Origin of the sequence: Niallia taxi, from assembly GCF_004005475.1 — a bacterium.
Taxonomy (GTDB): domain Bacteria; phylum Bacillota; class Bacilli; order Bacillales; family Cytobacillaceae; genus Niallia; species Niallia taxi.
Genome location: NZ_RZTZ01000001.1, coordinates 625,351 through 639,854, shown reverse-complemented (window position 1 = coordinate 639,854; position 14,504 = coordinate 625,351). Strand labels below are relative to the sequence as shown.

Sequence of the window (14,504 nt, the reverse complement as noted above, 5' to 3'; positions counted from 1 at the left end):
AAAGGATGAAGGCTACAAAGATTGCTCTTGCGTTTCTAGTAATGCTCTTTTCCGTCGTAAGTACAGTGATTCCTTCTGGTAACAGTGCTTATGCTGCTGAGTTGAACAGCAGTTCAGTAGTAGCAGATGGGGAATATAGTGTAGGCTATACGATTTTGCATGCAACAAGTAATGAAGCCTCAATGGCAGACCAGTACTATACAAAGCCTGGAAAACTAATCATTAAGGATGGGCAGGCTAAAGTTCAGGTTGAATACAGTAATTACATTACTGAGTTCAAGGTAAACGGCACTCCCACAACACAATTAAGTGAAGATGGCGGCAAAATCACAGCAGAGTTTCCTGTTGCTGATTTGGACGGATTAACTTCTGCTGAAATTCATGTTGAAGTACCTGCTATCAGTTATGATCACTGGTATACAGTAAGGTTTGATTTTGATACTGCTTCATTGCCTGTTCAAACAACACCAGGTGAAGAAACAGAAGAACCAGCAACAACACCAGAAGCACCAGGTGAAGAAGCAGAAGAGCCTGCAACAACACCAGAAACACCAGGTGAAGAAGCAGAAGAGCCTGCAACAACACCAGAAACACCAGGTGAAGAAACAGAAGAACCAGCAACAACACCAGAAACACCAGGTGAAGAAGCAGAAGAGCCTGCAACAACACCAGAAGCACCAGGTGAAGAAGCAGAAGAACCAGCAACAACACCAGAAACACCAGGTGAAGAAGCAGAAGAGCCTGTGACAACACCAGAAAACCCAAGTGAAGAAGCAGGGGAGGAAACACCTGCTGAACCACAAGATGAAATCGTTTATGAAGACGGTGAGTATGACGTCGACTATACGGTTTTACATGGAACTGCTGAAGAAAAATCGATAGCGGACAACTACTTTACAAAACCAAGTAAAGTGATAGTTAAAGATGGAAATATTACTGTCCAAACAGAATACAGCAGCTTAATCACGGAATTTACTGTTGAAGGTAAAGCTCCAAAAATCATTAGCAATGATGGTACAAAAACAGTTGCTGAGTTTTCAGTAGCATCAATAAACGGCATAACAGATGCACAAATACATGTTGAAATACCAACAATTAATTATGATCACTGGTACACAGTAAGATTTGATTTCAACACAGATAACTTGCCTGTTGTGGAAGAAAAAGAGCCGCTAGCAGATGGTCTATATACAATCGACTATCAGGTATGGAAAGAAAACGCAGATGAAGCTTCCAGCATGGGGAATTACTTATCAAAGCCAGCTAAGCTAATTGTTGAAAACGGCAAAAGCTATATACAGCTAAATTTGTCATCCAGCAATTTTGTAACAGGCTTTAAAACAGAGGTAAACGAACAGTATGTGGATGCAGAAGTCATTTCACAAGACGATGAAGCTAAAACAAAGGTGCTCCGTTTTGAAGTAGAAAACCTAAGCGATATCACAAATATCCAGTTAGCGATGTCATATGGAATGAACCATGTCGTGAGAATGGTATTTGATGAAAATACTATTACTGTAAGTGAGCCAGAAGAAACTCCAGAGCCGGCACCAGGTGAAGGCGAAGAAGAGCCGCTAGCAGATGGTCTATACACAATCGACTATCAGGTATGGAAAGAAAACGCAGATGAAGCTTCCAGCATGGGGAATTACTTATCAAAGCCAGCTAAGCTAATTGTTGAAAATGGCAAAAGTTATATACAGCTAAACCTGTCATCCAGCAATTTTGTAACAGGCTTTAAAACAGAGGTAAACGGACAATATGTGGATGCAGATGTTATCTCACAAGATGCTGCAGCCAACACAAAGGTGCTCCGTTTTGAAGTGGAAAACTTAAGCGATATTACAAATATCCAGTTAGCAATGTCATATGGAATGAACCATGTCGTGAGAATGGTATTTGATGAAGGCTCTATTTCAGTTGAAGAGCCAGAAGAAAATCCAGGGACGACACCAGGTGAAGGAGAAGGAGAAAATCCGGGCACAACACCAGGTGAAGGAGAAGGAGAAAATCCAGGGACGACACCAGGTGAAGGCGAAGGAGAAAATCCAGGGACGACACCAGGTGAAGGCGAAGGAGAAAATCCAGGCACAACGCCAGGTGAAGGCGAAGGAGAAAATCCGGGCACAACACCAGGTGAAGGCGAAGGAGAAAATCCGGGCACAACACCAGGTGAAGAACAGGGTGCAAACTCTGAATTTGTTGATGGGGAGTATGACCTGCAATACAGCATTTTGCATGCATTACAAAATGAAAAATCTATGGCAGATCAATATTTTACTAAGCCTGGCAAAGTAACATTAAAAAATGGCAATGCCACTGTACAAGTAGAATACAGCGACTATATTACAGAATTTAAGATTAACGGTAAAGACGCTAAAATTGTCAGCCAAAGTGCAGGGAAAACAATTGTGGAATTCTCTGTTGCTGATTTGACTGGTTTAACTTCTGCTGAAATTCATGTCGAAGTACCGGCAATTGGCTATGATCATTGGTATACGGTTCGCTTTGACTATGATACTAGTAATCTGCCTACAAAATCCGGAGGCAATGACAACACTGGTGGCGGTAACGAAGAAGAAAATGGCTCTGAAAATGAAGAGGAAGAAAAACCAGCTGAAGAAACTCCAGGAAATGTTGAGGAAGATACAAATGATCAAGATGATAAAGGTGAAAATGCAGTCTTAAAAGATGGAGAATACACTGTTGACTATTCTGTATTACATGCAAGTAAAAATGAAAAGTCAATGGCAGATTCTTATTTCGTTAAGCCTGGGAAATTAATTGTGAAGGATGGCAAAGTAGTTGCCCGCCTGACAATTAAAACAGACTTTATCACTGAATTCCTTGTTGGTTCTAAAGCTGTGAAGGTAATAAGCGAATCTGGAGATTCTAAAGTAGTTGAATTCCCTGTTGCTGATTTAGCTAGTCCAACTGTTGGCAATATCCATGTTGTTATTCCAGAGTTGAATTATGATCACTGGTACGAAATTCGTTTCTTGTTTGATGTTTCAGATCTTCCAGTAGCAGGAATTGAAAATGACTTTGATCAGATCAATCCTGAAGATACGAATACAACTACACCAGATGAAACAACAAACAATAACAGTGACGACAATCTTGAGTATAACCGGGATGGAGATACAAACAGTGAACAGACAAATGGGTCTACAGAAACAAGCGGAAAAGTAGTTAATGCTAAAACTGCAGACACAGCGCAAATAGGAATATATCTTCTATTATTGCTGTCATCAATTGCTGTTCTTATAAGAAAATACCGGTCTCGAACATTATAAAAAATACCGTTCTGCGAGATGGAAGAAATTCTATCTCGTAGAACTGTCTTTGTGTATATGGGGAAAATAGTAAAAAAATTCCTGCTGGAAAACAGGAGGGGAAAAATGAAATATGTAAAAGCATGGTTATTTTTAAGTATATGTCTTTTGCTTGTTAGCTGCTCTGCACAAAAAAGTGAGGTGAAAACCAGCAAGCCGGCAGAAACCGATATGGAACACACCGTTGTGGCAACAACATTAGCTGTTGCTGAAATCATGGATAAGCTTGAAGTGGATTTAGCAGGTGTGCCAACAACACAGTATACACTTCCAGAAAGGTACAAAGATGTGGTAGAAGTGGGCAATCCGATGAGCCCTGATATGGAAATCATCAAATCCCTTAAGCCGACAGAAGTACTATCTGTCACGACATTGGAATATGACTTAAGCGAAAAGTTTGAGAGCATGAAAATTCCAGCATCCTTTGTGAATTTGGAAAGCGTCGATAATATGATTCAGTCTATAAACGATCTTGGAGCAAAATATGATCGAGCTGAAAATGCGAAGACGCTGGTTGACTCCATTGAATCAAAGGTTAAGGAAATAAAGGACGAAACAAAGGATAAGGAGCAGCCAGTTGTTTTAATATTGCTCGGTGTCCCTGGTGCAAGCTATCTTGTCGCGACTGAAAATTCGTATGTCGGCAATTTAGTGGAAGTAATGGGTGGGAAAAATGCTGTGGAGGGTCAGGCCGCAGAATACATATCAGCAAATACAGAGTTTCTGCAGCAAACCAATCCTGATATTATTTTGCGCTTATCACATGGTGTGCCAGATCAAGTTGCCAAAGAATTTGATAAGGAATTTGCAGAAAATGATATTTGGAAGCATTTTAACGCAGTGAAAAACGGAAAAGTGTACGACTTGGAAGAACCGATTTTCGCTACAACTGCTAATTTGAACATCACCCAAGCATTAGATCAGCTTATGGAGATGATGTATGAGTAGCGTAAAGGAAGAGATGCATGAATAAGAAAATCATTAGTTTTATTGTTGTAATTTTAGCACTTGTTGGCGTGACTGTTTATTCCGCTGCAAAGGGAAGCATTTCTGTCGGCATGATGACATTGGTGGATGGGGTACTTCACCGTAATAGTGAAGAAGTAAATGTCATTATCGACCTCAGATTCCCGAGAATTATCGTTTCCATCCTCACAGGCGCAATTTTGGCCGTGTCAGGTGTGCTATTTCAGTCTGTCATGAGGAATCCATTAGCAGATGCTGGAATCATGGGTATTTCTGCTGGCGCAAGCTTTTTCACCTTATTTGGACTGCTGTTTTTACCTTCATTGTTTATCAGCAGTACGCTATTTGCCTTCTTAGGAGGAGCTGTATCTTGCTGTATTATTTACATGCTTTCCTGGAAATCCGGCTTGAAGCCACTACGAGTTATTCTGACAGGGATAGCAGTGAGCGCAATGTTTACAGGATTAAGAGAAGCGTTAGTTAATATATGTGCTTACTTTAATGTAACAGTTGGCGCATCCAATGCATCAAATTTAACCATGAAAACATGGGAGGATGTTGAGCTAATTGTTCCATTAGGATTGCTTGGAATAATCTTGGCATTTTTAGTAAGCCCATGGTGTAATATGCTGAAATTACAAGATAAGAAGGTTGTCCAGCTAGGAGTCAATATCCAGCTCGTCCGTATTCTTATTTCTGTTATTGCTGTCTTTCTCGCAGCTGTTGCAACATCTATTGCCGGAATTATTGTCTTTGCTGGCTTAATCATTCCTCATATTTCAAGACAGCTAGTTGGAACAAATCACCATATTTTAATACCCTTTTCCGCATTAGCTGGCGCCTTTTTAATATTGACTGCCGATACTTTTGGAAGGCTGTTAATCGCACCATTGGAAATACCAGCTTCCACGATAATGGCAGTAATTGGTGGGCCATTTTTGATCTTTTTGCTGAGAAAGGGGGATAAATTAAATGGAGTTTAAGGAGCTATCCTTTTCTTATGATGACAAAGCTTTTATGGAAAGTTTGGAAGGAAAGATTGAACACAATAAAATAACAACTATTATTGGTCCGAATGGCTGTGGCAAATCAACCCTATTATCACTGCTGGCAAGAGGTCAAAAACACTCCGCTGGGTCGATAACACTTGATGGTAAGGATATTTATTCCTATAAACATAAGGACTTTGCCAGAAAGATTGCAATGGTAAACCAGACAAACCACATCTCAGAGGATATGACAGTAGAGGAGCTTATCCAATTTGGGAGAATACCTTACAAAAAAATCTGGAAACAGGAAAATGATGATGACAAAGATGCAATAGAGTGGGCGCTGAAATGTACGAATCTGCAAAACTACAAGGATACTCCTGTAAGTGCATTATCAGGGGGGCAAAGACAGCGAGTCTGGATTGCGCTAGCACTTGCCCAAAAAACAGAGATATTGTTTCTAGATGAACCAACAACGTACTTGGATATATATCATCAACTAGAGCTGCTGTCCTTAATTAGGGAGTTAAATCAAGTACATGGTATTACCATTGTAATGGTTCTCCATGATATGAATCAGGCTTTGCGCTATTCAGACATGGTCATTGTGATGAAGTCTGGAGCTATTAAGGCGTATGGGCCGCCGAAACAAGTGATTACACAGGAAAAAATCAAGGAAATATATGATGTCCATATTGCCGTTAATGAGGATGACAAAACAGGCTTATACATCGTTCCATTGAGCATTTAAGAAAGGGAGATAAGTAATGAGAGCAAAGCTAATGATTCAAAGAATAATAACCATCACAGCAATAATAGTCTTTGTTTACTCAGTCTATAAGCTTGTTCCTCCTTTGTATGATTATTATACAAACAGAAAAGTGCTGGAAACGGTGCAGGAAATCTATAAGCCAACTCAAAACGTGGACAACGGCAATAAGGAAACAGCTATCCGGTCCTCATTTGATCCATTGCTGGAAATAAATCAAGATATGGTCGGCTGGATAACAGTTGATGATACAAAAATAAATTATCCTATCCTACAATCCTCTGATAATGAGTTTTACTTGACCCGTAATTATAAAAAAGAAGAAACGCGAGCCGGCAGTATTTTTCTGGATTATCGAAATGATAAGAAACTCGAAAACAATAAAAATACCATTATCTATGGACATAGAATGAAGGATGGTACGATGTTCAGCGGTTTAAAAAAATATTTAGATAAAGCATTTTTTGAGAAGCACAAAACCATTCACTTAGATTCTTTATATGAAGGCTATGAGCTAGAAGTCTTTTCCGTTTATCAAACAACAACCGATTTTTATTATATAGAAACTGAATTTTCTTCAGATAATGAGTATCTCGATTTTGTTGATTTGCTGGAGGAAAAATCCTTATATGAAGCAGATATGGATATTAAGCCAGAGGATTCCATTGTTACATTATCAACCTGTGATTATGCCATTGATTCACTAGAAGGAAGACTGGTTGTCCATGCGAAGCTAGTGAAAAGAGGGAGTTGAGGCACATCTTGTTTAACAAAAAAATAGGAAAAACAATGATATTGATGAGTATGGCGCTCCTGCTTGCCGCCTGTAGCAAGCCTACAGGAGAAGCAGCAGAGTCAACAGCTGGTTCTATTGCTATAAAGGACTTTGCCAATCGAACAGTGACATTTTCTAAAGCACCGGAAAGCATTGCTGCATTAGGAAGCGGCGATGTTGATTTAATGCATGCGTTCGGTAATGAGGTAGTTGGCAAACCGACGCTTTCCGATGAAGGTCAGCTTGCCAAAGTGGCAAAGGATGCGGAGGAAATTGGCACAACACATGAAGTGAATTATGAAAAAATCGCTTTGCTGCAGCCAGATGTTGTGTTAGCAAATGTTGGCTTTAATCAAGAGGATGTTCCGACAATAGAAGGGCTCGGAACAAAGGTAATCCTGACAGAGGCAAATTCTATCAGTGATATTAAAAAGCAAATCACCCTTTATGGTGAAATGCTACAAAAGACAGACAAAGCTGCCCAATTAATTAAGGAACTGGATGTTGAATTAAAGACTGCTGCTTCCGCGCTAAAGGACACGAATAAACGTGTGCTGCTTGTTTACGGAGCTCCTGGAACGTATATGGCGGCATTGCCCAATTCACTAAGCGGCGATTTTTTAGCAGCAGCTGGAGGGATTAATGTAGCAAGTGATTATCCTGCATTAGAAAAATTTCCACAGTATGCGCAAATAAATACAGAGAGAGTTGTAGAGGCAAATCCTGATGCCGTTCTCTTAATTACACATGGTGATGCGGAGGAAATTAAGCAAGGCTTTTTAAAAGAAATGAAGCAAAATGCAGCTTGGACTTCATTGGATGCTGTTAAAAAGGAAAGAGTTGAAGTTTTGCCAAGCGAATTGTTTGGCACTAATCCAGGTACAAGAGCAGTAGACGCTGTTCAATACTTGGTTGAATTGTTAAATCATTTGGAGTGAGCATGTTGGAATATGTAGAAAGAAAGAAAAAACGGATAACAGTCCTTGTTAGTCTCCTGCTCCTGCTGCTTGTTGCGATATATGCAGGTATCTCATTTGGGGCAGTTTCTGTTTCTTTTAAAGAAATATGGACTACTCTTGTATCGAGCGGTGAGGGAACGTATGAAAAAATCGTCTATAATCTCCGCCTGCCCAGAGTTATTGTGGGACTATGTGTGGGTGCATGCCTTGCTGCATCAGGAGCCTTGCTGCAGGGAGTGATGAGAAATCCTTTGGCAGATCCGGGCATTATCGGTGTCTCCTCTGGCGGAGGATTATTCGCTATCGTTACAATGGTCATTTTTCCTCAATACAGCTATTTATTGCCATTTATTGCTTTTATCGGTGCATTTCTAACAACAATATTGATTTATTTGTTCGCATGGGATAAAGGGGCATCACCAGTTAAAATCATCCTGGCAGGTGTTGCGATGAATGCTGTGTTAGGTGCCATTATGAATGGAGTAATGGTGCTGTACAGTGACAGAGTACAATCTGTAATTGGCTGGCTTTCAGGTGGCCTTAATGGCAGAAGCTGGTATCATGTCGAAATTATTTTGCCATATACCATTATTATGCTGCTGATTAGCTTATTCGCCATTAAACCTGTCAATATACTGATTCTAGGAGATGACTCTGCCAAGCTACTTGGACAAAATGTTGAACTGATCCGCATGCTGATCATCCTGCTAGCATCCTTTTTAGCAGGTATAGCTGTCAGTGTTGCTGGTTTGATTGGATTTGTCGGCCTCGTTGTACCGCATATTATCCGTCTTCTGATTGGAGAGGACTATCGATTTTTGCTGCCTTTTTCGATTATTGGCGGTGCTGCACTCGTCGTCATTGCTGATACGGCAGCACGAAGTCTGTTCGATCCAATTGAATTGCCTGTCGGTATTTTGCTGGCAGCACTTGGTGGCCCCTTCTTTATCATTCTGCTGCGGAGAAGGAGGATGGTGTAATGACAGTGTTAAAATCAGAGGAATTGCAGTTCAGACAAGGAAAATTCCAGCTTCATGATATTAACATTGAATTTCCAGAGGGAAAAATGACCGCAATTGTTGGACCAAATGGTTCGGGGAAATCTACCCTCTTAAAATTATTTGCACGCCTTTTAAAAGCAGATAACGGCTTGGTGACATTGGACAATCAGCCTATTCATAAATATAAAAGAAAAGAGTATTCCCAAAAAATAGCGATGCTTCCGCAAGCAAAAGAGGTGCTGCCAAGCATTACAGTGAAGGAACTTGTCGGATATGGAAGGGTGCCTTTTCAACGGCTTACAGGTCCCGTATCTGAAGAGGATAAAGAGATTATTGCGTGGGCAATAAGAGAAACAGGATTAGAAAATATGGCAGATCGAATGGTTGGCCATTTGTCAGGCGGTGAATTGCAAAGAGCGAGGATTGCTATGGCATTAGCTCAAAAGACGTCTGTTTTATTGCTTGATGAACCAACTACATTCTTAGATATTACACACCAGCTAGAACTAATGAAAATTCTTTCTAGAATAAATAAAACCCATCAGATTACCGTCATTATGGTATTACATGAGCTTCAATATGCGGGCGCATACAGTGACAATCTTATTGTTATGAAGCGTGGAGAAATTTATCAAACAGGAAAGCCTCAAGCGATATTGACTGCTCAGTTACTAAAAGAAGTATATGAAATTGATGCATCAATTAAGTTTGAGAACAATTATCCAGTAATTATTCCAAAAAATTAGAGGAGGAAACAAAATGTATATTGTAACTAACACTGTTAAAGTAAAAGAAGGATTTGCGGATGGATTCATTGAAAGATTTAATAGAATTGGAAAAATCGAAGAAAAAGCAGGCTTTATTGGATTAGAAGTATTGCTGACTGCTGGAACAACAGATTATGAGGAAATTACTATTGTCACAAGATGGGAAAACAAAGAAGGCTTTTTAGGATGGGTAGGAAGTGAGGAGTTTAAAGAATCACATGCACATAGAGGAGGCGTTCCAGAATTCATTATCGAAAACAAAACAACAAAATATGAAGTGAAGGTGCAAAGAAAACCGATTATTAAAGAGGTTGCCGGCAGCTAATCTTAAAAGTGAAAGTAATAGAAAAGGCATCCATTCAGGATGCCTTTTCTATTGATTAAGAGGGCTCTGCCACTCTTCTTAATCCAATGCTGGCAAGTGCTGTATGTAAGTTGGCACATGTTGTCACCTTGCTGAAATCGATTCCTAATGTAATAATAGTTTGGGCAATTTCAGGCCGAATTCCGGAAATAATGGATTTAACACCAATCAGATCAAGGGCATGAACAACCTTGAATAAATTATCTGCTACCATTGTGTCAACAATAGGGACACCAGAAATATCCAGAATCAAATATTCGACCTTTAATCTAGCAGATTCCTCTAACGCCACTTCCAATATAAGCTGGGAGCGATCTGTATCAATCTGACCGATAAGTGGTATAATCGCCGTTTCTTTTGCTACGGGCACAACAGGGACAGATAATTCCTCTAAAGCAGAATAGGCAATTTTCATTAATCTGCTGCTGTTTTCCTCGTAAACCTTACCGATAATAACACTGATTTCGTCAAGCAAAGGGTCGATTATTTTTCCAACATCAAGCATTGTTATGGCTGCAAATGATTTTTCCTCCAGCTCAACAGTGAACACATTCCAGATAACATTTCGATAAATGGTAAGCGACCGTAATGCTGCCGAAAGTGGTACATAATTTTTCACGAAGCTGCCTCCAGCTTCTCTTGCCCAGTTGTCCAGCTCATTCGTTTGTTTTTTGTCATTATCCTTTAACGCTTCGCCCATGATGGTGAACAATTTTGCACTCCAGCGCGATAATTTTTCTTCACCAATTCTTTCAAAGCCTTCCATATTCTCGTCTTGAAAAAATTGCTTTAGCAGATCATTCATATTAACAGCCAGAATTTGCTGGCTGTTAATAACTTTATTGCCAATGTACATTAATTCGTCTTTCAAAAGGAATCAGCTCCAATGTTTAGTTTTTTTCTTCGTCATAGTATTTCTTTATTATACCTCTATAGAATAGAGGTAGTAAGTGTCGAAGTTCCTCATCTGACATCACCTTTTGTAAACGCTTTAAAAAATGTAGCCGAAGAGATGGTAATGTTGTATGATTATAGAAAAAAAGCCTAACAAAGGAAATAGCGCTGCTAATATATTTAAGCGCTTACATAACTTATTAAGGAGAGCATATGACAAATAACAAACAAGAAGTCTATGGTTTTCGGTTTTTAGATACATTAAATCAATCGTTCTACCAGCTTTTTGCAGTGGGGAACCAAATCATCTCAAAGGAGTCGTATCATTGGAACGGCTTAACTCGCAAGGATGGACCACTTTTTTTATTTCAATATACGCTCGCAGGCTGCGGTTATATAGAAGTGGATAAAACACTTCATAAATTAGGGGAAGGAACAGGCTTTATGGTGGAGATTCCTAGCAATCACCGCTACTTCTTTTTAGAAAGCAATACTGATTGGGAGGTCCTCTTTATTATGTTTCGGCCGACAAATATTGAAGAGGAATGGCGCCATGCAGTATCTAGTCTTGGCCAGGTCTTTTCAATGCCAGAAGACAGTTCGCCAATCCGTTTACTAAAAAGTGTTTTTGCCAGTGCAGCGAAAAATCATATAACGGACGGGTTCAGAGCCTCTGCCATTGTTTATGAGTTTGTCATGGAATTGTTCAGGTATCATGTTTCAGCAAAAAAAGAGAAACACTCATGGCCAGATTCCATTGCCGAAGCGGCTTCGTACATCGAGGCAACATATCAATCACTGCAAAGTCTTGAAGAGATAGCAGCTAAAGTTAATCTTTCAAAATATTACTTTACAAGATTATACAAAAAAACAACCGGGTACACACCAATTGAGTATTTGACAAAGGTAAGAATGGAAGAGGCAATTAGGCTGCTGCGAGATTCTGATATGACAATGGAGGCAATTGCGCAAGAATTGGGCTACTCAACAGGAAGTTACTTTATCAAGGTTTTTCATCAATGGATTGGAATTTCACCTGGTGAATTCCGCTTAGCGACAGAGCATGCCTATTTACATCAATTAAAATTGGATTGAAAATAGCAATATATTACATAGATGAGCAAAAAGTTATCGTAGATGCCAATGCTTTGTTTCCTTTAAGATTAGCCTATAAAAGACTCTGTCGTGAAAGGTGTGAAGGTAAATGAATCATCATCGTTTTGCCCAGACTCCTCCGTTAGGTTGGAATAGCTGGGATTGTTATGGCGCATCAGTAACAGAAGAGGAAGTCAAAGGGAACGCTGAATATATGGCAAAGCATTTAAAGGATTTTGGATGGCAATATATTGTTGTAGACATTCAATGGTATGAGCCTGGCGCTAATTCCTCTCAGTATCGGCCCTTTGTAGAACTGGAGATGGACGAATATTCCCGGCTTATTCCTGCTGTAAACAGATTTCCCTCTTCAGCGGAAGGGAGAGGTTTTAAACCGCTCTCTGATTATGTTCATAGCCTTGGATTAAAGTTCGGCATCCATATTATGAGGGGAATTCCGAGGCAAGCAGTCCATCAAAATACAGGAATTTTAGATTCTGACCATACAGCCCGCGACATCGCTCATCCAAATTCAATCTGTCCGTGGAATACAGATATGTATGGGGTAGATGCAAACACATCTGGTGCTGAGGCGTATTATAATTCTTTATTTAAGCTGTATGCCGAATGGGGAGTTGACTACATAAAGGTTGATGATATTGCTGCATCAAAGCTTTATACCACACATGTTGACGAGATTAAGCTGATAAGAAAGGCAATCGATAACTGTGGTAGAGATATGGTGTTAAGTCTGTCTCCAGGACCTGCACCGCTCGAATTTGCTGATGTATTGCAGGATAATGCAAATATGTGGCGAATGACAGACGATTATTGGGATCAATGGCAGCTTTTATACGATATGTTTGAGAGATGTGAGAAATGGAGTGGGCTTTCAGGTCCAGGATATTGGCCTGATTGTGATATGCTGCCATTAGGACATATTGGCATTCGCTCTGTTGATGGAGGCGGTGCAGATCGTTGGACAAGGTTCACAAAGGAAGAACAGGTGACAATGATGACATTATGGTCCGTGTTTCGTTCGCCCCTCATGTTTGGTGGAGAGCTGCGGGACAATGACAGCTGGACACTGTCCTTACTAACAAACGAAGATATCCTTGAATTAAACCAAAATGGCACAGACAGCAGACTAATATTTAGAGATGGTGATAAAGTTGCTTGGACAGCCAAAGCACCTAATAACTCTGTCTATGTAGCATTGTTTAATATAGGCGAGGCTGAATGCGAAGTAGAAGTGCCGTTGGAAGACATCGGACTGACAAAAATAATGACAGCTAAGGATGTATGGGAAAAGGAATCCATCCATGTAGAGGATACTGTTAAAGCGAGGCTTGCTCCACACAGCAGCAAACTTTATAAACTAACATAAAAAATAGAAAAGGCTGAATCATTGGTTCAGCCCCTTTCCATTTTAGTTACTGCTTCGTGACAGCCACAGAAGCAGTGGACTCTCTAACTACAATTTGTGGTTCATAGACAATCGATGGAGCCGGCTTGCTTTTCTTCTCGACTGCAGCAACAATCCATTTCGCTGCTTCTTCGCCCATTTTCATTTTTGGATGAGTTATGGAGGTCAGCTTTACTTCTGAAGCCTCTGTTAAAAAGGAATCATCAAAGCCTAAGATAGAAATATCATTTGGAATAGATAATCCCATAGTCCGTAAAATGCTTATTGCTTTTATGGCGAGCTGATCATTATAGCAAACGATGGCAGTCGGTCTGTCTTCTTTTTGGAGAATTTCCTGCAATGCTTCCAGCGATTTGTCTTGATCTTCTGTTGTAAAGTTAATAATCATATCCTGAAAGAAAGGAACAGCATGATCCTTGTATGCTTGTATAAAGCCCTTCATGCGGTTAACACCTTGTAAATCATCTGTTTTGAAAAGACCAATAATCCGCTTATGGCCAAGCTTAATTAAATGCTCTGTCGCAATATAACCGCCCTTTTCATCATTAACCATAATGTAAGGAGGAGCAAGCTGTGAGTAGAATTGGTTAATCATTAAGTATGGAATTTTATTTTGCTCTAATTCCAAATAGTAATTGATATTAGGATTAAAGTTACTACTTTTTGTCGGCTCGACGATAAGCCCGTCAATATTGCTAGCGAGCATTGTCTGCAAGCATTGCTTTTCTTTGTCAATGTCATTGTCTGTACAAGCGAAGGTCAATGAATAGCCTTTTGTTGATAAATATGATTCTATACCTTTTATGATGGAAGGAAAGATGTAATCAGATATATAAGTGGTAATAACACCAATATTTTTTGTGCGCTTGCCTGCTTGACCAGCAGAGCCCAACCCAGTTTCCGTTTTTCTGTCTGAGCAGAATGTGCCGGCACCTTGCTCTCTGTAAAGCCAGCCTTCATGAACCAAATCTCCTATTGCCTGGCGAATGGTATGGCGGCTTACTCCAAACATTTTGACAAGCTCATTTTCAGAATGAATTTTCTCCCCAGGTTTGACTTGCCCAGTTGTAATCCATTCAGTAATTTGTTCCTTAACCATGTTGTATTTTGTTTTTTGTGCCACACTATCACCACTTTCTTGTGTTTCCATATCCTTAACTTATA

At 39.9% G+C, this 14,504-nt stretch carries 13 protein-coding genes; 11 read left to right on the top strand and 2 right to left on the bottom strand.

The genetic code is table 11. The annotated features are described in order from the left end of the window. The first annotated feature begins 5 nt into the window (after positions 1–5). The 9 genes from EM808_RS03085 (at position 6) to isdG (ending at position 9,886) form a co-directional block, all read left to right on the top strand. Positions 6–3,296, top strand: coding sequence for an NEAT domain-containing protein (locus tag EM808_RS03085; protein WP_127735650.1), 3,291 nt, complete (start codon positions 6–8; stop codon positions 3,294–3,296). A gap of 105 nt (positions 3,297–3,401) precedes the next feature. Continuing rightward, the gene (isdE, locus tag EM808_RS03080) at positions 3,402–4,283 is read left to right on the top strand and encodes a heme ABC transporter substrate-binding protein IsdE (protein WP_127735647.1); all 882 of its coding nucleotides are present in this window, start codon (positions 3,402–3,404) and stop codon (positions 4,281–4,283) included. A 17-nt stretch (positions 4,284–4,300) separates the two neighbouring features. Beyond that, on the top strand, positions 4,301–5,284 hold the full coding sequence (locus EM808_RS03075; protein WP_127735644.1) for a FecCD family ABC transporter permease: 984 nt from the start codon (positions 4,301–4,303) through the stop codon (positions 5,282–5,284). Next, positions 5,274–6,041, top strand: coding sequence for an ABC transporter ATP-binding protein (locus EM808_RS03070; protein WP_127735641.1), 768 nt, complete (start codon positions 5,274–5,276; stop codon positions 6,039–6,041). Before EM808_RS03075 ends, EM808_RS03070 begins: the two co-directional genes overlap by 11 nt. A gap of 16 nt (positions 6,042–6,057) precedes the next feature. Continuing rightward, a complete protein-coding gene (gene srtB / locus EM808_RS03065) occupies positions 6,058–6,813 on the top strand; it encodes a class B sortase (protein WP_127735638.1) in 756 nt (251 codons plus the stop codon). An 8-nt stretch (positions 6,814–6,821) separates the two neighbouring features. Next, the gene (locus EM808_RS03060; protein WP_235856548.1) at positions 6,822–7,772 is read left to right on the top strand and encodes an ABC transporter substrate-binding protein; all 951 of its coding nucleotides are present in this window, start codon (positions 6,822–6,824) and stop codon (positions 7,770–7,772) included. 2 nt (positions 7,773–7,774) lie between these two features. Continuing rightward, complete coding sequence (locus tag EM808_RS03055) at positions 7,775–8,773, top strand: FecCD family ABC transporter permease (RefSeq protein WP_127735635.1); 999 nt, start codon at positions 7,775–7,777, stop codon at positions 8,771–8,773. Continuing rightward, a complete protein-coding gene (locus tag EM808_RS03050) occupies positions 8,773–9,540 on the top strand; it encodes an ABC transporter ATP-binding protein (RefSeq protein ID WP_127735632.1) in 768 nt (255 codons plus the stop codon). The genes EM808_RS03055 and EM808_RS03050 overlap by 1 nt, the downstream gene beginning before the upstream one ends. A 13-nt stretch (positions 9,541–9,553) precedes the next feature. After that, complete coding sequence (gene isdG, locus EM808_RS03045; RefSeq protein WP_127735629.1) at positions 9,554–9,886, top strand: heme oxygenase; 333 nt, start codon at positions 9,554–9,556, stop codon at positions 9,884–9,886. Positions 9,887–9,941: 55 nt separating this feature from the next. On the opposite strand, the gene EM808_RS03040 is transcribed toward isdG, so the two are convergent. After that, positions 9,942–10,796: an STAS domain-containing protein gene (locus EM808_RS03040; protein WP_225314761.1), complete on the bottom strand. Its 855-nt coding sequence runs from the start codon at positions 10,794–10,796 to the stop codon at positions 9,942–9,944. A 236-nt stretch (positions 10,797–11,032) separates the two neighbouring features. Here EM808_RS03040 and EM808_RS03035 point away from each other — a divergent pair, with 236 nt between their 5' ends. Next, positions 11,033–11,914 carry a helix-turn-helix transcriptional regulator gene (locus EM808_RS03035; protein WP_127735626.1) on the top strand — a complete coding sequence of 294 codons (882 nt, stop codon included), beginning with the start codon at positions 11,033–11,035 and terminating at the stop codon, positions 11,912–11,914. Positions 11,915–12,023: 109 nt separating this feature from the next. Further along, the gene (locus EM808_RS03030) at positions 12,024–13,301 is read left to right on the top strand and encodes a glycoside hydrolase family 27 protein (protein ID WP_127735624.1); all 1,278 of its coding nucleotides are present in this window, start codon (positions 12,024–12,026) and stop codon (positions 13,299–13,301) included. A 46-nt stretch (positions 13,302–13,347) separates the two neighbouring features. Here EM808_RS03030 and EM808_RS03025 read toward each other — a convergent pair whose 3' ends face one another. Then, positions 13,348–14,463, bottom strand: a complete 1,116-nt coding sequence (locus EM808_RS03025) for a GntR family transcriptional regulator (RefSeq protein WP_127736695.1) — start codon at positions 14,461–14,463, stop codon at positions 13,348–13,350. Positions 14,464–14,504 lie beyond the last annotated feature (41 nt).

Bases quoted from the DNA above. Each gene is read 5' to 3' on its own strand.
- EM808_RS03085 (WP_127735650.1), top strand. From the start codon at position 6: ATGAAGGCTACAAAGATTGCTCTTGCGTTTCTAGTAATGCTCTTTTCC.
- isdE (WP_127735647.1), top strand. From the start codon at position 3,402: ATGAAATATGTAAAAGCATGGTTATTTTTAAGTATATGTCTTTTGCTT.
- EM808_RS03075 (WP_127735644.1), top strand. From the start codon at position 4,301: ATGAATAAGAAAATCATTAGTTTTATTGTTGTAATTTTAGCACTTGTT.
- EM808_RS03070 (WP_127735641.1), top strand. From the start codon at position 5,274: ATGGAGTTTAAGGAGCTATCCTTTTCTTATGATGACAAAGCTTTTATG.
- srtB (WP_127735638.1), top strand. From the start codon at position 6,058: ATGAGAGCAAAGCTAATGATTCAAAGAATAATAACCATCACAGCAATA.
- EM808_RS03055 (WP_127735635.1), top strand. From the start codon at position 7,775: ATGTTGGAATATGTAGAAAGAAAGAAAAAACGGATAACAGTCCTTGTT.
- EM808_RS03050 (WP_127735632.1), top strand. From the start codon at position 8,773: ATGACAGTGTTAAAATCAGAGGAATTGCAGTTCAGACAAGGAAAATTC.
- isdG (WP_127735629.1), top strand. From the start codon at position 9,554: ATGTATATTGTAACTAACACTGTTAAAGTAAAAGAAGGATTTGCGGAT.
- EM808_RS03035 (WP_127735626.1), top strand. From the start codon at position 11,033: ATGACAAATAACAAACAAGAAGTCTATGGTTTTCGGTTTTTAGATACA.
- EM808_RS03030 (WP_127735624.1), top strand. From the start codon at position 12,024: ATGAATCATCATCGTTTTGCCCAGACTCCTCCGTTAGGTTGGAATAGC.